Origin of the sequence: Streptomyces sp. NPDC092370 (assembly GCF_044755265.1) — a bacterium.
GTDB lineage: Bacteria > Actinomycetota > Actinomycetes > Streptomycetales > Streptomycetaceae > Streptomyces.
Genome location: NZ_JBIVQO010000001.1, coordinates 161,084 through 178,138, shown reverse-complemented (window position 1 = coordinate 178,138; position 17,055 = coordinate 161,084). Strand labels below are relative to the sequence as shown.

The following is a 17,055-nucleotide window of genomic DNA, read 5'->3' as shown; positions in this document are numbered from 1 at the left end:
CTGATGTGGTCACGAGGCGGACCGTCAGATCTTTTTTGACATGACCCTGGGGTGTCAAACATGCCTGTAGCCTGGGGCCCAATCTGCCGAACTACCCTGGGTCCCAGTGTCAGGAGGCGTGACTCGCCATGCCCGAATCTCTTCCGCCGCCCGTTGAACGCGGTGAGGCCTTCGGCCCATGGTTGGGGCGCCAGCTTCGCCGAGCTGACATGTCTCAGGCCGATCTTGCCGCGCAAGTGGGTAAGACCCGCGCTGCCGTGTCCGCTTGGATCAATGGCCGCGCAGAGCCCCGAGACGAAACAAAGGCACGCATCGCAGAAATCCTCGGAACCGATCTCGCCGCCCTCGTGACGCGCACGGTCGACGTTCCGACGGGCCGACCAGTCATCTGGCACCATCGGCCTGCGCACGCCGACGGTGGTCGCGAGTATGGGAACGCGGCCGCCTTCGCCTTCGATGCGGACCTCTCGGTGTTGGCACGTGAAGCGACGCAGAACTCCTTGGACGAGCGCTGCGACGACCGTTCTCCCGTGCGCGTGCACTACACGCTGCACGAGTTGGACGGGTCCCATCTCGACGCCTTTCTGACGGCCTTGCAATGGGATGAACTGCTTCCCCACTACACCGAGGCCTCACGGGGCAATCAGAAGGTCTCGCGGAGCCTTCGCTCCGCCCTGGAAGACCTGTCCAAGGAGCGTCGTCTGCGGCTCCTGCGCATCGATGACTACAACGCTGCAGGTCTGACGGGCCCCGAGTACAGCGACGGCCGATTCGCCGCCGTGGTCCGCCGCCAACTCGACAGCCACAAAGTCACCGGTGGGCGGGCGGGCGGTTCCTACGGCCTGGGCAAGGCCACCCTTTGGGCGACTAGTCGTTTCGGCCTCGTGCTGATCAATTCGACATTGTCGGAGCCACACGAGGGACGCACCGCAGGACGTGTCATCGGACGCATCGATCTCCCCTGGCACGAGGTGGACGGAGAGGCATTCGCGGGGCCGGCTTGGCTCGGAGAGCCGGACACCGAACCGGAGCACGAGGGTGTGGCGAGATCCTGGTGGGCCGACGACGAAACCCTGCGCGCACTGCATCTCGGACGTGCGAGCGACGAAGCAGGCACCTCTTTCCTCATTGTGGGCGCGCACGACGCTTCCGGGGACGCCGAGTCTCTGCAGGAGATGCATGACAAGCTTGTTCGTGCACTTGCCAACGGCTTCTGGGCGGCCATGTTGGGCGGAAAATCGGCCGGCCCGCTGTTGGAGGCGCGGGTCACGACCCTACGAAACGGCGAGGTCTACGTCCCGGAGAAGAGGGTCGATCCGCATGCTCATCACCCTGCACTCAGCCGCGCGCTCCAGGCTTATCTCGACGGAGACACGGTCACCGAACTGACGTCGGCAAGCCAGGTGGTCCGTGCCGACGTTCCCATGATCGTCACTCCGCTCAAGGGTCAAGGGCGTGCGCGTGACAAGGGCCGCGAACATCTCGCCGTGCTCCTGCTCACCCCGGCCGACGACAACGACTCGCAGATCAACCGTGTCGTCTGTATGCGCGGCAATCGCATGACCATCACCGAGCACCGTCCACGAGACCTGCCTCTGGGTACCACACCCTTCCAAGCCGTTCTACTGGCGGGCTATGCGACCGGTCGTGACGCCGAGGACGTCGTGCTCGCTGAGGCTTTCCTGCGTGCCTCCGAGCCACCGGAACACGATCGTTGGGACAGGACCGAGGAACTGACCACAGCCTACGAACGCGGGGCGTTGACAAGGTTGAAAGAGTTCAGGTCCTCGATCGACAAAACCGTTCGCACACTCCTGGGTAAGCGAGACATCGTTCGTACCGGGGGCCCGGCGGTGCTGCGCGAGTTGCTCAAGCTCGACACGAACGCCGGTCCCACGGGGCGCCGCACCCAATCATTCCCGACCGTACGAAACGTCGAGGCCCGCATCGACGAACGCGGCGCCTGGCACGTAACCGTCCACCTGCGGTTGCCGGATGCATCTGACCCCTGGGTGCTGGCTCCCGTAGCCAAGTTCGATGTGCGCTCCGGTGGCCGGCCATCCGTGGAGTGGGAATTGCTCCTCGGGTCCGAGTCCTGCCGCGCAGAGAGCGGCACCATCATCGTCCAACCTGGCGTTCGGACTGCGGTGTTCAGCGGTGTGACCGATCCTGCGACTCACCCCGTCCGCGGAGGCTATGCCCGACTGGCCGTGGATGTTCCCAAGGCCCGAGGAGGTACGGCGTGAGGCCGGTATTTCCCTACCCGACTCTTCTCGGCGACGTGGGGTGCGACGTCGTCTCCGTCAGCGTCGACGGCAAACCGCTCTCGTATACCAACGTGTCGGTGAATGAACGTGTAGTCGCCCTACACCAATCAGGTCGAGCCGGTTGGGGTGAGGCCATTCTGGACCTGCGGGCAACCCTTCCTGCGAAGGAACTGACCGAAGGCCCGTGGCAAGACGTGACCTGCCTTGCAACCTTGACCGAGAAGGCGACCAACGCGCGCGCCACCGCTCGCCTCACTCCGACTGTCGAGGGTGTCCACACGGGCTCGATCACGCTGTCGCGAGCCTTGCATCATCGTCGGGCAACTCTTTCCGTCCTGGTGGTGGCCAGTGTCCATGGCGTTCCGGGACGGCTCGTGGGCGCGCTGGAGCAGGACTGGTACGTCGATCTCGATGAGGCCACACCGGTCCGTCAGCGTGAGATCGAGATCATGGAAGTCGACTTCCGTGAGGGCCCGCACGAATGGCTGCGGCCGTACAAGGAGTCGCCCTGGATCGTTGAAACCTCGGGGGACATACCGATCGTCTACCTCAACACCACCGCCGTCGAGGGCCTCACGGAATTGCTCGGCAGTCGCGGTGGCATCCCCACGGAGAAGGTTGTCCGGGAAATGACGGCCTCGCAAATCGCCCAGGACGCCTGGACAGCCATGTTCCACACCGCCGTCAGTGATCTCGACAAGGACGAGGACGGTACTCCTGTCATGCCGACTGGATGGCGTGAGTCGGTGCTGCGCCAGATGCTGCCCGACGTCCTACCAGGGCGGCAACTGACAGACGCCCTATTCGAGATCAGCGAGCGTCGCACGAAAGGATTTGGCTGGTCGGAACTGCAAACCGGCATCCAGTACGCAGCCGGCCGCCGCGCGCAGATCTCCAAGAAACTCACCGCTGCAGTGCGAACCGCAGACCGCGCAGATAGGACCGACTGATGCCGCGCGCCGTGCCCTTCGAGGTCCCCCCGTTGCTCGGCCTGCTACCGGACGCAGCAGTGGCCAAGTACCTCAGCAGAGGCATGCAGTCGGGCCAGGAGAACCCGCCCCAAGTCGCGTTGCACAAGGCGAGCACGCACCTTCCCGAGGACGAGACACGGTGGCACACTGCTCCGATCCGCGAACTCCTCGAGGTCGCGATGACAAGATTCGCCGCCAACCGCACGGCCGCCGACGGCTGGCTCGCTCCGCGTCTACACGCCACACTGCGCATGACCCGCGCCGAAGCAGGCGACGGGAACCTGTGGAACCATCTGGCGATGCTGGTTGCTCCCGACTACGTGGTGTGGCGGCACAAAGGCACTGAGATCGCCCAGAGCTCGCGCTTCTCCGGCCCTCATTACACGCAATGCTTTTCCCGCCTCTGGTGGGCTGCGGAGTTGTTCCGTGACGGACCGGACTATCGCCCCGTCGAAGTCGCCTGCAGCATTCAGGACATCCTCAACACCACGCTTCGTCTGGACGTCATCGACCACCGGCCCACGGCGCAGGCGCTGTTGGCCGTGTTCAAGGGACTGATCTCATCCGGCGTCCCTCGCCCCGGTGACCACATCAACGCACTGTCTTCGGCGGTCAACGCCGCGGGCAGCACCCTCGTATACGACGTACTCGCTCCTGACAATCCACCCCTCGTCGAGGACCTGCAGGACTGGATCGCTGACGCCGCGACGGCTCCCGCCGTGCACTGGGACCGGCTCCCCGAGGGCCCCGACGACGGCCGGGTGCCACGTACCGCCATCGACGCCCTGGTACCCCTGTTCGAGAAACTGTTGGCCGAGGCACCGATTCGCCGCCGAGGCAGCATGTCTGCGGCAGAGGAGGCGGGCAACATCCCACAGCAGTCCTCGGTGCCGACGCAGCGAGAGGGGGTGAGTCTCGCCAAGGATCTTCCTGCCTGGATGGCCTAGTGCGCGCAGCATCTCCAGCAGCTGTCGGGACGTGGCCCTGAGAGCCCGCTCTGCGCAACCGGTGGCTCGTATCCGACGCTCCCATTCCCTTTGCCGCACGCAAGGCAAGGGCTGTCACTCCGGTTGTTCGGCGAGAAACATGCCCCGGTCTCTTGAGGGGAAGATTGCACGACCAGCCGCTGCGGTGAGGATCGGGACGTCTTGCGCGGGTGGTGGGGATGCAGCGAGATGCTGCCACGTGGCACACACCTCTTGCCACAACACGGGCAATGCATGCGCGTTGGCGGCGCCACGTGACCGGCTCTGCGCGTGGTCGCGGGGACGCCATTCTCCGCTGCGCTGCCGCCGGCGGCTGTTCAGAGGAGGCAAGAACTCCAATTGCAGTCGGTGCTCGAGAGCGAGGCCGCAGACCCCGTCCCCGAGCTCGGTGGCAGCCTTCTGTTCGGGTCCCGGGGTCCTCGCCAGGAGATCGGCCCAACGCACCACGACGACCCTGTCCCAGACCTCAGGAGGGGCGGTGTTCGCCAAATGGTGGCTTTCACCCACGGGAAGGTCCCTCAGACGTCGGTCGGCTTCCAACGTCTGTCCCACGTAGCAAAGCTCCACTCCGGCGAGAAACACCCCGTAGAGCGCGGGGCCGGTCGTCGCGGGTGAATTCCCGAAGGGCTTCGTCAACAACTCGCCCACGTGATGGGCGAACCGAAACCGTCGCTCCTGCCAGCGTGCGAGCCGCGGTGCATCCGACATCAATGTGCGTAAGGAGAGTTGCCAAGCGCGGTACGCCTCCTCGAACTGCTGATCAGTCACAGGGGGCAGTCTGCCGCATGGGAGGAGCGACCGGCCTCGTCACATCGGAAGCAGGACGGTCACACACGCGCCCTGGCAGTAACTCCGCCGGTGAACGGAGTGATGTTCGCACACGGCTCAGGCGGTTTCTTCTTCCGGCCACCGCAACAGCTTCTCCCACACGTCGCTTCCGGGGTCGCCCAAGCTCAGGGCTGCGCTCAGCACATGTACCCCGAACCGCGGCGGCACGGCGTTGCCGATTTGCTGAGCCTGCTCGTTTCCGCGCCACGGGTACCGGTACGGGAAGCTCTGGAGGACCCCTGCTTCCTCGTTGCTCAAGCGCCCCAGGTCTGCTTCTCGAGCATCTGCACTGACGATTCGATTGCGCTTCCACTTGCCGGTGATCGTTGCTGCCGGTTCGTGTGACGAACGGCGTCCGCGTGCCTTGGGGTCACCACCGCTGCCGTAGTTGGAGACGACACAGAACGGCATGTGACGCCGGGGAGCCTCCGGTACACGCGCGTACACCTCGTTGAGTGCCTTCTCCATGGAGACCCACGCCTCGCGACCGCCGAAGAGGGCGTCGGCAGGCACCGTGCGCTTGCGATACTGCTGGTGTGTCGGGCCCGGCAACCGAGCGGGCGCATCCCCGTAGCGAGCCACGAGAACGGCACGCCGACGGGTCTGAGGGACTCCGTACTGCTCGGTGTGGAAGACCTTCGCGTCGGTCGTGTAACCGATGTCGTTCAGGACCTTCTCGTACTCATGCCAGACCTCGATAACGGCCGGCACCTGCTCCAGGACGATCACTTCGAACGGCTCGGGAGTCGTGCTGCCGTGACGAGGACGCAGCATCGCTTCGAAAATCCACCGCAGCGGCTCCAGGACCAGCCCTGTGCGCTCGTCATCGAGTTTGTCCAGCTCTCGCTGGATGTCTTCCCAGGTCTCACCCTTGCCGCCCGCCTGCTCTCGCCTGTACCAGGCGTGTATGCGGTGAATGAAGCCCGTGACGAGGTCGAACGCCTTACGGCCCGAACCGCTGCCGGCGATGGAGAACGTCTGGCATGGCGGCCCACCGGCCAGCACGTTGCAATCCTCGAACCCCGGGTTGTCCGGCCCGAAAAGGCGCACATCCCCATGGACGGTCGGCAGCCCGGCCGCCTGCCGCGTGGCCACGGCGTCATCGTCCCACTCGATGCCTACGGAAGGGATGCCCAGCACTTCCGCTGCCATGTCCAGACCTCCAGGCCCCGCAAAAAGGTCAACGATGCGGAAACCCTGACAATTGGCCTGGCCGGATGGCGTGCTGGTCATGGTGCGGAAGTCTATCGGCCGGTTGGGCAAGGCGGTGTTCGCACTGTCGTCCCCCGGTTGCTCATACCACGTCGCCACTTGCCGTCCGCAGCGCTTCGGCGATCGATTGCCCCAAAGCGTGAGCAAGAGGCGGCGGAGTGGCGTTGCCCACTTGCCGGTACCGTGCAGTCTTCCGGCCCGCGATCCGCCAATCCGGCGGGAAGCCCTGCAGCAGAGCCACCTGATCAACGGTGAGCGGCACCAGACCTCGGCGCCCCAATGCCGGGTTCCAACAGAAGGCGGCGTCCGGAACCTGATCGGCCACGGTGGCACCGTCGACCCCGAGGCGCCCCCACTTCGCCTTGGCGCCCGTCGGCCCCAAGTCCGCCCCACCACGCTCCCAGGAACCGCCCACGACGGTGGGAGCGATCGAATCCGCCTGGGCGGCCCACCTGGCTGCATCGGGCCAACCTCTGGCGCCCATCGACTCCTGCAGGGTCTGCCCCACGGTAGGAGCCGGATCATCGTGCGGTCGCGGCCATTCGAAGCGATCGATCAGATCATCCTTGAATGCGACGAGGAAACCGACTTCCCGGCTCTGGGGGACGCCGAAGTCTTTGGCGTTCAACACATGCCAGCGGAACTGGTAGCCAAGGTGACCGAGCTCCTTGGCGATCAGTTCCCGGATCGGCTCGTAGTCGCTCTTCCTGATCAATTCCGGCACGTTCTCGAACAGGATGGCGCGTGGCTGCACACCGTAGACGAGGTCGACTGCAGCTTTCAGCACGGACAGCTCCGCGTCGTCCCCGCGTGTTCGTGCCACGGCCGCAGGAGACTTCACCCGCGGCAGACCGCCTGAGAGCAGGTGTACGTCGTACACCTGCTGCTCCTCGGCCGGATCGAACTGCAGGATGTCCACCTCGCGGACGTCCCATAACGGACGATTGCAACGGAGCGTCTCACCTGCGACAGGGCGACTGTCGATGAGTAGCACGGGATCGAACCCTGCACGTTCGAGACCGAGCGCCAGCCCTCCTGCACCCGCGCAGATCTCCAGCGAACGCAGCCGGCCCCGTGGGGCGCTGTCCCCATCGCGCGCGGCAACCGTCGTGCTCCCCCGGGTCATGTAGCACCGGCTCCCTTCGTCCCCGCTGCCGAGTTCATTTCGCCGCCCGTCCTCTGCCCGCGATCCGCAGCCCGATCACGGAGCATCGATGATGGCTTGGCCTTCCTTGGCCGAATCGACAGTGGTGAAGCGGAGAACGCGGCCGTCGTCGCGGCGAGCAGAGGCGGGAGCCACGAAGGAGAACGCCATGACTACCTTGTCCGGTGCGAGCCGACCGTCGTCGGGAATCGCGGATCGATGCTTTTCTTCAACGACGGGGTAGACGATGACTACGCCTCGGCGGGGTGCAACGAGGTTTTCGGTAGCGAGGTCGCCCGAATCGGCGAGGGATCCTGCGATGCGCAGAGGAACCGCACGATGCTTTGGTTCGCTGATGGCACCGAACAGCGGATAGCGCCGACGTTCACGTGCGAACCATGCAAAGGCGCGTTCGTCGGTACCGAGCACCAGTCGCTGACCTCGCCTGGAGTGCTGCGGCGCGATGAGCGACCATTCGTCCACCCCTTGCGAAGCGGCTCTTGTGATCTCCTTCAGGTACGCGAGGTTGGGAGCGAACTGAGAAGGAGCACCCCAGCGCAGCTCGCTCACGATGTCCAGGAACTCAGCCGACGCGATCAGACCTACGCACGCGTCGAACCTGTGGGTGACCGCCGCACGTCCCTTCTCCGGAGGGAAGTGGTACGCGAGCGATGTCACGGCAGGGGGCAACGCTTCGAGGAGCGGCGTCCAGAGTTGCGTGTTGTGCCGGAGATCGACAGCCTTCGTCGGGTAGGCGGTGGGCTCCTGCCACTGCCCCGGCGAGTGGAGTTCGACGAGGCGCGCGTTGTACATCTTGTTGGGGCTCGTCGGCTTGAGCCAGGGCAAATGCTGGGACACCAAGGGCGGTACCTGCGCCGGGGTGACTTGCGGCTTCCCGTCGACCATCGTGGCGTACTGCTTCAACTCGGTGCGGAAATTCTCCTCGTCCAGACAGATCGCCTCGAACGCCGTGTACAGGTCGATTTCCTTTGCTCCCACAGTCTCGGCACGGCCGAGGAAGAGACGTACAAGGTCGCGGTATCCTTCGCGGAACCCGAACCATCGACCCATCTGCATCAGCGTGGAAGCGTTGCCTGCTCGCCGGCGGAAGTAGGAGATGGTCAGCCCTTCCACGGTGAAGCCGCGAGCCAGCTTCTGTCCGCCGATGAGCATCTTCCAGATGGAACGCTTGTCGAAGTCGGCTTCGCCGGTTTCGATGTCCTTGTCACCGTTTACCACGATGATCGGGTTGTCGTCTCCACCGATCCGAGTGACGGCCGGGCCGACATAGCGGCTGAGGTCGTCATAGGAGGGTGGGACCGCATAGCCGTCGGCTCGGACGGCCGATACCGGAGCGATGTCGCTCTCGAACAGCTCGCGGAGGCGCTCATGGCCACGTGGTCCCATGTAGCCGGCGTTCCACCACATCTGGCTCACCTTGCCCAGGAGCTCACGGTGAACGTTGGTGCGGACCGATTCGTGAATGAGCATGGTGTGGTGCTGGAAGTACCGGTCGCCCAGACCTCCTCGGTCCTCTCGGTACAGCTTCATGGCCGCCGTGAGCACGAACATGTCCATGGCTCGCTGAAGGCAGACCTCGTCCTCCCCGCCCTCGTCGTCAACGGTGATGTTGCGCACGTGAGCCAGCTCGTTCGAGTTCGCAACGGTTCGGTCCTCGTCTGGGACCGGGGAGTCGAGGTCGTGGAAATCTCTCGCCCCCATGTATCCCTCCGGACGGGGCAGGGAAACGATGAAGTCCTTCGGGAAAATGTCCTCGGCGTCGCTGGGATCGATGAAGACGTTGGCGAATGGCGTGGCCGTGTAGCCGACGTATTGCGATCGCGGCAGCATCCGGAGAAGCTCGGAGATCTTCTGGTTGATCGCGGTGCGCTCGGAGTCCGGCTTGGCGAGGTTGGACGTGTTCACCGAGGCCTCGTCCGACTCGTCGTCGATGATGAGCACGGGAATCTCTGCGAGCGGCGTCTTGATCTTCTTGAGGTCCTTGACGAGCTTGCCGAGCACGGTTTTGTTCTTCTTGACCACCATGAGCCGGGCCGACGACCGGTGCAGGTTCTGCTGGTCGTATAGGGGAAGCGCCGGCTCCCGCTTCTCGAATTCAAGCGCCGTGATCCCTTGGAGCAGGCTCTTGTAGTCGTCGTCTCGCGTGGTCAACCGAACGATGTCGAAGGCGCCGAGGGCCGATGGAAGAGAGCCGAAGGTCACGAATCTGCCCTGGCTCCAAGCCGGATCGTCAGAGTAATCAGATTCGAACTCGCTCGCCCCGCGCAGAATGTTCTCGCGACCCACAAGTTCCATGTCCAAGCGCCGCTGAGTCTGGGCACGAAGCATATTGAGAGTGCCGCCGAGCACGATGATCAGTCGATATCCGGCGTCGACGGCTTTCGCGATCACGCCGCTGAAGTTGGCCGTCTTGCCCGACTGCACATATCCGACGACCAGTCCTTTCGACTGGTAGGCAGTGGCCTGGGTCGGGTTTGCGAGGCGCTCGACCACAGCGTCGGTGGCCACATCGAGACCGGCGATTGCCGCTGAGTCCCACCCCTTCTGTTCCAGGTACGTGCGGTACGACGGCCAGTACCAGGGACGGCCCTGCTGTGACTGTGGCGTATACCAGGGGGTGAACTCGTCCGAGATGACGACCGGCGCTTCGGTCTTGGAGACGGGGATGAGGTCGTCCAACAACTTGCGGGTCTCGTGGGTGAGACCGAGGAGCGCATAGACGTCTGATCGCCGCATCTCGGTGCGCTCCGGACTCGTCGACCAGGTGGCGTGCGGCGCAAAATCCCACTCCGTGAGCTTCCTTCGCCACAGCTCCACCAGCGGATCCGTGGAACGTGCCTTCTCCAGCGCCCCACGCAGCGCATCCTCGGTGGCCAGCTCCTCCGCTTCCGGCGACAAGTCCTCCGCCTGGTAGGCGAGCGCCCTCTCCAGCTTCTTTGGACGACTGGTGTGCATATCCGAAAGAGCAGCATTGTGTAGCTGCAGGAGGAGAGCGTCGCTGGAACCGGTGATCATGATCTTCCTCAAGGTGCCGAACGTGGCCGGATGGGCGTGGGCTATGGCATTTCAGGGGAGCGGTAGGTCGGTGAGGTCGACTGGCGAGGATCCTTCGGCCGGCGGCAAACCAGTGAGGTCGATGTCGTAGACGACATGACCGATTCGCCCTCGACTGCTGCCCGGCACATCAACGTCCGTGATGCGGGGTACGTCGTCGCCCCGCAACAGCAAAGGACTGTCACGTGGGGTCCAGCGTTCATCATCCGGCTGATCCGGATCCCAGCTGACGGCTTCGAGCAGCCGGTCCAAACGTCGTCCGAGGGCGATACTTTCGGATGCAGCTGCATCACGAGCAGCAGTGACCGAATCCCGCAGCGTGCGACCCCCGGCTCCTCCTCGTGTGAGACGGAGGGATGCGAGCCAAAGAGACCGTCCCGGGGACTGAGACAACTGCCCGAGGCCGTGGATGGTGTGCTTGCGCCGCTCCGACGCCGTGGTCTTGATCTCCAAGTCGTCTGTGCCCAGGGCAAAGTCATGCTCTTCGCCAGTCGGTCCCACCCAGGTGTCGATCGCTGCCCGCCAACCGACGGCTCCGGCAATCCTGACGAGTACGGCGAGTTCACCATGGAGACCCAGTCGTTTCTCCAGCGACATTCCTCGCGGCCTCCCGAGCAGTGCGCTCCAGCCGTGCACTGTCTCGCTGAAGGCCTCATCCAGTTTCTGTCCGCCGCAGATGATGCGATCCGCTACAGCCAACAGCAGGTCGTGGAAATCACGGAGCAGCTCAGGTTGTGGTGTGGTGAGACGTGCCAAGCGTCGCCCGGCGTGAGCGACCTGATCAACACGCACAGCAGGCAGGGGTGAGCGGGGTGGAAGATGCCGACCGTCGAGCTCCACATGGAGTGCTATGCCGCGCCCACCATCCGATATCTCGTACGAAACGAGTGGCATACCGAGGGAAGAGAGGCGATAGCTCGCGCCGAGCCCACGACCCAGATAGTGCTCGACCGTGGTCCAGGGCAGCTCTGCAGACGGCGATACAGAGGATACGGGGCCCTCAGCCGCGGTCTCCGAGCCCCCGCCCCTACGCAGCCCCATCAGTCGGCCACTCTGTCGAGCTCCGCACGAGCGGCGGCAACGAGGACGGACTGCCACAACTCGATGTTGTCCTTCAGGCGGCTGCCCATCCTCTCGTGCCGGAAGGCATCCTGCATAAGGAGGTAGATCAGAGACTTGACCATCGGTGCGTCGTTGAGAGACCCAGTGCGACCGCCGAGCAGGGCGGCGCGGTAGTGCTGATTGAGAAGGAGTACATGGGACTCCTGATCGATCTCGAAAAACTTTTCGTTGGACAATTTCTGCCAACGGAACTGCAAGGGCTCTTCGTGCGAGAGGACGGGCAGCTCCTCCTCGATCACCTGGCGTACCTGCGGATCGATGCCGCGACCAGGGGGAACCACTGGCTTGCGCTCTACCCCGGCGCGTTTGCGGGCGTCCCGGTAGACCCGCTCTGCGTCCAGAACGTACTGGGCGAACGTACGACCCTGAGCATCTGCGGCGGCATCGAGCGAATCGATGAACTCCGGAGACGCCTGCACCCCTTCCTTCTTGACTGTCAGCCGAAAGACCTTGCCATCCGGGTCGTCCGGCAGATCGACGGCCACCCGTGCGAGCGCGAGGTGCTGCTCAGGTTGCCGGAAGTTGTTCCAGCCGCCGGCTTGTACGAGTCGGTCGTTACGATAGAAGTAGAACCCTTCCCGCTCCACTACTGCCCCGAATGCCTTGTACTCGTCAAGCGAGGACCGTGGGGGCCAGATATGCGCTGTGAGACCAACGGGTCCCACCGACGGGACCAGGGCAGTGAAGACGCTCGGATATGCAGGGTCCCCTGGGACGGGGTACCCGAAGGGGTCGAGCGATTCGACTCCGTAATTCGCGTATTCCACCCCCGTGCGCACGTCCTGGATCGAGATGGTGATGTGGAAGTTCTCCCGCGCGAGGAACCGGTGCAGGTGAAGGCCCAGATGTAGACCGAGTTTGTTGACTGTTCGGTGCAGATAGCGGTCAACTTGGCCGCCACCACCATGGCTCGGGAAATCCTTCACACCGTCCCAACGGACGATGGTTCCTTGGAACGCAATGGGGCGGCCCTGGTAGAAGTCGACGAAGTCCTGTGCGAAGTATGGATCGATGATGTCGCACTCGAAACCACGCTTGGCACGCTCCATGAGCCAGCGCCGGCCTGCGGGCCGACTGCGCTTGGTGCGACTGACCACCGTGACCGACTCGGCATGGCTGAGAGAAGCCGACTTCAGACCCGTGCCGAACATACCGAGTGACCGCTTTTCATAGCCCCGACGACCGCCGACGGTCATGGCAACATCGAGCTCGTCCTCGTCCATCCCCTTGCCGTCGTCGACAATCACGAGGCTGACAAGATCGTCCCCGTCCCGCAGGAAGTGGATGACGACGTTTTCAGCCCCGGCGTCGATGGAGTTGTCGACCAGGTCTGCGATGGCGGCGTCGAAGCCATAGCCCTGGCTGCTGAGCGCTTCCATGTAGCGCCCATCGGGAGGCAGGCGCTTGCTACCCGTCGTGGGAACCTCGAACAGCCACTCGGAGACCATGACCTGCCTTTTCGGGCGAGCACCTGCTTATAGATGTATCGGACGTCATCATGATGCGACGCGGATATCACCGTAGTCGACAGCGAGCGTCATGGTTTGGACTTGGACAACGCTCCTGCTGCAGTCCGTCGCCACGGGGTCGACTGGCCGGAGCATCAGGCCCCTGTCGGGCCGACGGCCGTCGGCACCCCGCAAGCCCCCAAGCGACTGCTAGTAGGGCCGCTCGTCCAAAAGTCCGCAGAGGTGGAGGTGCGGGGCCGCCTACTCCCCCGTCATGCAGCAGTCGCGATCCATAGCGATGGCCGACCATGACCTGGCGGCGGCCTTCCCGCCCATCATGACTTCCACCGGGGAGGTTTCTGAGGTTGGCGGTTCCCGGGCGAGGGTGGGGCGGCGGGGGGACGTGAGTCGGGTGCCGCTTGCGTTGCCGAGTGACGGGTTCGGGTTGAAGGGCGCCGTTGTCGTCGGCCCCGGGGCATTCAGTCCTCCGCTCGGTCCAGCTCTCCCCGTTCGACGCAGAACTCGTTGCCCTCCGGGTCCGCCATCACGACCCAGCCTCTGCCATTCGGGAGGGCGCGGTCCGTGAGGATGCTGGCGCCCATGGCCACGGCGCGTTCGACCTCATCGGCACGGGTGCGGCCCGTGGGGCCCAGGTCGAAGTGGATGCGGTTCTTCGTCGCCTTGGCCTCCTCGACTCTGACGAAGAGGAGGCCGGGCGTGCCGTCCGGAAGTTCGACCAGGACCTCGTCGTCGCCGGGCTTGTCTATCTCGGAGATCGGGTGGCCCAGGAACTCGGACCAGAAGCGAGCCAGTTCGTAAGGCTCGCCCGTGCAGTCGAAGGTGATGTGGCGGATGGTCGGGTTCAACGCCTGTCTCCCTGAGAGGTCTGCGCCAGGTGCGTTGTCGCAGGATGCGTGGGAAGGCCGGGCCTTGTCGATCTATTTCGGGTCCTCGGGAAGGTTCCCGTCGCCGCCCAGGTTGGCGACCATGCGGCGCAGGACGTTGATCGTGGTGACGAAGTCGGCCTCGGTGATGCCCTCGTGGGTCTGGTGGTGGACGCGGAGGTTGCGTTCCCGGGCGCGGAGGCGGCCGGCCTCGCCCTCCTCGGTGAGGGTCATGCCGCCTGTCGCGTCCTCCGTGAGCCAGCCTCGGGCGATGAGGTCGTCGTAGATCGCGTCGAAGTCGGTGTTCTGGTCGTCGTAGGGGGTCAGGCGGTCGGTGAGGGTGGCACGGGTCCAGGTGGCCGGGGCGCCGGAGGCGTGGTTCACGGTCCACCAGTGGGGCTGGGTGAGGTTCTCCACGGCCAGTTGGCCTCGTATGGCCCCTACGACCCTGCGGTAGGCCTGGCCGGTCCATGCCCCGATCGGCTGGGCGGCCAGTTCCTCCTGGGAGTACTCCTTGAGGTTGTCGATCGGTGCGCTCATAGCGGTCAACGTAGGAGCTCAACCGAGCTTGAGGTCAAGGAGGAAGGCGCGGATCTCCGCGTGGAGGCGGGCCGGCCGGTCCAGGTGGACGTCGTGGGCCGCCCCGGGGATGCGGACCGTCCTGGTGTCCGGGCGGTGGGCGAGCATCGTGGCCGGTTCGTCGGGGCGCATCGTGCCGTGTTCGCCCTGGATGAGGAGCGTGGGGCAGGTGATGCGGGACCACTCCTCCCAGTAGGCATTGGTGGCCAGTTCGGCGATGGTGTCGATGAGCGTGGTGCGGTCCCATCCCGGGTACCAGCCGTCGTCCCGCTGGTGCAGGGTTCTCGTCCACGCCTCGTGGCCCAGGAAGGTTTCCGCCTCCTCCAGGGACGTGAAGGGGGTGGGCCAGCCGTCCAGCCAGGTCGCGATCTGTGCCGGGAGGTCGGGGGCCGGGCCCGCCGGGCCGGCCTCGATCAGGATCAGGGACTCCACCAGGTGGGGGTGGGACGCGGCCAGCAGCATCGCCGTGTGGCCGCCCAGGGACTGGCCGAGCAGGGTCACGGGAGCCAGAGCCAGTTCCTCGATCAGGGTGACGGCGTCCTGGACGTGGGCCTCGCGGGTCGTGGTCGCCGGGGTGCGGGTGCTGGCGCCGTGGCCCCGTGCGTCGTAGGTCACCACGCGGTGGCCGTCGGCCGGCAGTTGCCCGGCGAGGGTGTCCCACTCGCCCTGGTGGCCTGCCAGGCCGTGCAGGAGGAGGAACGTGGTCGCGGGCGGGCCCGCGGGGTGGTGAGTCCTGTGGGCGATGTGCGTGCCGTCGGGGGTGGTGAGGGTTCCGGACGTCGTGAGGGTCAAAGGGTCCCCCGTTGTCGTCGGCTCGGGCGCCCGCGCCGACGGCCGCTCCCTGTGCGTCGCGGGGCGACCGTCGTGCGCGCTTCAGGAGCCTGGGGTTCTACGGTGCCGGGGTCAGGTCACCCCGGCCGAACAGGAGGGCGTAACCCGCCGGGAGTTGGGCCAGGATGCGGGTGACCAGGTCGTCGCCGATGAGGGACGGCAGTACGCCGAGGACCGAGCTGACGTCCCAGCGGGCCGTGGCCGGGGTGGCTGCCGGTGTCCGGGCCGCGACCGAGTCGACGAACTCGGCGGCCGTCAGCCGGTGCGTGGCCGGGACCTGGGAGGCGATCAGCCGGGCGGCCTCCCCGGGCAGGGCGCGGGCCAGGTCGACGCGTTCGTCGCCGACGACGTGGGTGCCGAGGGCGGCCAGGACGGTACGGGTGACCTGTTCCGCCTTCGACCGGGTGGGATACAGGCCCGACTCGCGGACCGCTTCGATCAGCCGGGGCCAGCCGTCGCCGTCGTCGAGGCGGGGGGCGCTTCTTGCCGTCACACGGGGCACCGTCGTCGTGCTCATGTGTGGGGTTTTCCTCCGGGTGTGTGCGTGGGTGCGAGGTGGGTGTCGCGCCGCCGGGGGGATCGTGCCGGCGGCGCGACCTGTGTACGGGCGGTTGCCGCGGTGCCGCGGGGGTCAGCCGCTGATCTGCTTGCGCGTGTCGCCGCCCGTGATGTGGATGCGGCGGGGCTTGGCCTGCTCGGCCACCGGGATGCGCAGGGTCAGGACGCCCGCCTCGTACGAGGCGTCGATGCGCTCCGTGTCGAGCGTGTCGCCGAGGAAGAGCTGGCGGGTGAAGGTGCCGGTGGGACGCTCGGCGACCAGCGATTCCGCGCCCTCGGGGGCGGGGGACCTGCGCTCGGCTCGCACGTTGAGGACGTTGCGCTCGACGTCCAGCTCGATCGTCTCGGGGTCGATGCCGGGGAGGTCGAAGTGGACGAAGAAGTCGTCCTCGAAGCGGTAGGCGTCCATGGCCATCGCGGACGGGCGGGTGGCGGAGCCCAGGACCTGCTGGGTGAGCCGGTCGAGTTCACGGAAGGGGTCCGTGCGCATGAGCATCACTGGTCACTCCTCTCTTCGGGTGCAGTCGGTGCGATGCCCTACGGTCTGCGTCTTCTTATATAGCTCGGAGGAGGAAAGTTGACAAGCCCCGGCTCAGGTTGAGGGAGGGTCTCTGCTGTGCCCCTGGCGCGGATGCCCCGCCGGGAGGGGGTTAGCCTCAAGATCGAGCAGGGCCCGGAGGAAGGGCGCGGCGCAGGGCGCGGTACGCAGGAGGCAGGTATGGCGAAGGTTCGGGTTCCCAGTGCGGTGGTCGCGGCGAGCGGGCTCGTGGGCGGGTACGGCGTGGCCCGCTGGACCAGGCAGCGGCCGCTCGGCGGGGTCGTGCTCGCCGCGGCCGGGGTGGCGGCCGCGCGGCAGTGGCGGCAGCAGGCCGGTGGGGTGGCCGCGGGGGCGTTGTCGGCCGCGTACGTCGCCGCTTTCGCCGGGTCTCATCCGCTGGCGAGGAAGGTGGGTGCCTGGCCCGCCGTGTTCGGGGTGGCGGGGGCCGTGGGGCTGGCGTCGTGGGTGGTGGCGGATCGGCGCGGCTGACCGGCTGACCGGCTGATGCCGGTGCCTACGGCAAAGAACCCCGGCCCTGAAACCAGGGCCGGGGTTCTTGTCAGAGCGCCGGGCAGGCCTTGCACCTGCATCTCCCCACAGGAAGTGGGGCGT

General features: G+C 65.8%; 14 protein-coding genes. 4 read left to right on the top strand and 10 right to left on the bottom strand.

Features of this window, described 5'->3' with window-relative positions; translation table 11 throughout:
• The first annotated feature begins 128 nt into the window (after positions 1-128).
• Genes ACIQHQ_RS00765 through ACIQHQ_RS00755 form a run of 3 tightly spaced genes read left to right on the top strand, consistent with a single transcriptional unit; the run spans position 129 to position 4,185 of the window.
• Positions 129-2,246, top strand: coding sequence for a helix-turn-helix transcriptional regulator (locus ACIQHQ_RS00765; RefSeq protein WP_402608724.1), 2,118 nt, complete (start codon positions 129-131; stop codon positions 2,244-2,246).
• Positions 2,243-3,217: a hypothetical protein gene (locus ACIQHQ_RS00760; RefSeq protein WP_402608722.1), complete on the top strand. Its 975-nt coding sequence runs from the start codon at positions 2,243-2,245 to the stop codon at positions 3,215-3,217. The genes ACIQHQ_RS00765 and ACIQHQ_RS00760 overlap by 4 nt, the downstream gene beginning before the upstream one ends.
• Positions 3,217-4,185: a DUF6339 family protein gene (locus ACIQHQ_RS00755; RefSeq protein WP_402608720.1), complete on the top strand. Its 969-nt coding sequence runs from the start codon at positions 3,217-3,219 to the stop codon at positions 4,183-4,185. The genes ACIQHQ_RS00760 and ACIQHQ_RS00755 overlap by 1 nt, the downstream gene beginning before the upstream one ends.
• A 924-nt stretch (positions 4,186-5,109) precedes the next feature.
• Here the strand turns inward: ACIQHQ_RS00755 and ACIQHQ_RS00750 are convergent.
• From ACIQHQ_RS00750 to ACIQHQ_RS00705, 10 genes are all read right to left on the bottom strand, one after another.
• Positions 5,110-6,285: a DNA cytosine methyltransferase gene (locus ACIQHQ_RS00750; RefSeq protein WP_402608718.1), complete on the bottom strand. Its 1,176-nt coding sequence runs from the start codon at positions 6,283-6,285 to the stop codon at positions 5,110-5,112.
• 61 nt (positions 6,286-6,346) lie between these two features.
• The gene (locus ACIQHQ_RS00745) at positions 6,347-7,390 is read right to left on the bottom strand and encodes a DNA cytosine methyltransferase (protein WP_402608716.1); all 1,044 of its coding nucleotides are present in this window, start codon (positions 7,388-7,390) and stop codon (positions 6,347-6,349) included.
• A gap of 75 nt (positions 7,391-7,465) precedes the next feature.
• Positions 7,466-10,444: a Z1 domain-containing protein gene (locus tag ACIQHQ_RS00740; RefSeq protein ID WP_402608714.1), complete on the bottom strand. Its 2,979-nt coding sequence runs from the start codon at positions 10,442-10,444 to the stop codon at positions 7,466-7,468.
• Between the two features lie 51 nt (positions 10,445-10,495).
• Positions 10,496-11,377 (bottom strand): PD-(D/E)XK motif protein, encoded by an 882-nt coding sequence (locus ACIQHQ_RS00735; RefSeq protein ID WP_402608712.1) that lies wholly within the window; start codon positions 11,375-11,377, stop codon positions 10,496-10,498.
• Positions 11,378-11,523: 146 nt separating this feature from the next.
• The gene (locus ACIQHQ_RS00730) at positions 11,524-13,053 is read right to left on the bottom strand and encodes an ATP-binding protein (RefSeq protein ID WP_402608710.1); all 1,530 of its coding nucleotides are present in this window, start codon (positions 13,051-13,053) and stop codon (positions 11,524-11,526) included.
• A gap of 479 nt (positions 13,054-13,532) precedes the next feature.
• A complete protein-coding gene (locus ACIQHQ_RS00725) occupies positions 13,533-13,919 on the bottom strand; it encodes a VOC family protein (protein ID WP_402608708.1) in 387 nt (128 codons plus the stop codon).
• A gap of 72 nt (positions 13,920-13,991) precedes the next feature.
• Positions 13,992-14,477 carry a MarR family transcriptional regulator gene (locus tag ACIQHQ_RS00720; RefSeq protein ID WP_402608706.1) on the bottom strand — a complete coding sequence of 162 codons (486 nt, stop codon included), beginning with the start codon at positions 14,475-14,477 and terminating at the stop codon, positions 13,992-13,994.
• 18 nt (positions 14,478-14,495) lie between these two features.
• A complete protein-coding gene (locus ACIQHQ_RS00715) occupies positions 14,496-15,308 on the bottom strand; it encodes an alpha/beta fold hydrolase (protein ID WP_402608704.1) in 813 nt (270 codons plus the stop codon).
• Between the two features lie 97 nt (positions 15,309-15,405).
• Positions 15,406-15,864: a DUF2267 domain-containing protein gene (locus ACIQHQ_RS00710; protein WP_402608702.1), complete on the bottom strand. Its 459-nt coding sequence runs from the start codon at positions 15,862-15,864 to the stop codon at positions 15,406-15,408.
• 114 nt (positions 15,865-15,978) lie between these two features.
• Complete coding sequence (locus ACIQHQ_RS00705; protein WP_402608700.1) at positions 15,979-16,401, bottom strand: Hsp20/alpha crystallin family protein; 423 nt, start codon at positions 16,399-16,401, stop codon at positions 15,979-15,981.
• Positions 16,402-16,623: 222 nt separating this feature from the next.
• Between ACIQHQ_RS00705 and ACIQHQ_RS00700 the strand changes: the two genes are divergently transcribed.
• Complete coding sequence (locus ACIQHQ_RS00700; RefSeq protein WP_402608698.1) at positions 16,624-16,932, top strand: hypothetical protein; 309 nt, start codon at positions 16,624-16,626, stop codon at positions 16,930-16,932.
• Positions 16,933-17,055 lie beyond the last annotated feature (123 nt).

Bases quoted from the DNA above. Each gene is read 5' to 3' on its own strand.
- ACIQHQ_RS00755 (WP_402608720.1), top strand. From the start codon at position 3,217: ATGCCGCGCGCCGTGCCCTTCGAGGTCCCCCCGTTGCTCGGCCTGCTA.
- ACIQHQ_RS00740 (WP_402608714.1), bottom strand. From the start codon at position 10,444: ATGATCACCGGTTCCAGCGACGCTCTCCTCCTGCAGCTACACAATGCT.
- ACIQHQ_RS00750 (WP_402608718.1), bottom strand. From the start codon at position 6,285: ATGACCAGCACGCCATCCGGCCAGGCCAATTGTCAGGGTTTCCGCATC.
- ACIQHQ_RS00700 (WP_402608698.1), top strand. From the start codon at position 16,624: ATGGCGAAGGTTCGGGTTCCCAGTGCGGTGGTCGCGGCGAGCGGGCTC.
- ACIQHQ_RS00765 (WP_402608724.1), top strand. From the start codon at position 129: ATGCCCGAATCTCTTCCGCCGCCCGTTGAACGCGGTGAGGCCTTCGGC.
- ACIQHQ_RS00710 (WP_402608702.1), bottom strand. From the start codon at position 15,864: ATGAGCACGACGACGGTGCCCCGTGTGACGGCAAGAAGCGCCCCCCGC.
- ACIQHQ_RS00745 (WP_402608716.1), bottom strand. From the start codon at position 7,390: ATGACCCGGGGGAGCACGACGGTTGCCGCGCGCGATGGGGACAGCGCC.
- ACIQHQ_RS00730 (WP_402608710.1), bottom strand. From the start codon at position 13,053: ATGGTCTCCGAGTGGCTGTTCGAGGTTCCCACGACGGGTAGCAAGCGC.
- ACIQHQ_RS00720 (WP_402608706.1), bottom strand. From the start codon at position 14,477: ATGAGCGCACCGATCGACAACCTCAAGGAGTACTCCCAGGAGGAACTG.
- ACIQHQ_RS00735 (WP_402608712.1), bottom strand. From the start codon at position 11,377: ATGCCACTCGTTTCGTACGAGATATCGGATGGTGGGCGCGGCATAGCA.
- ACIQHQ_RS00705 (WP_402608700.1), bottom strand. From the start codon at position 16,401: ATGCTCATGCGCACGGACCCCTTCCGTGAACTCGACCGGCTCACCCAG.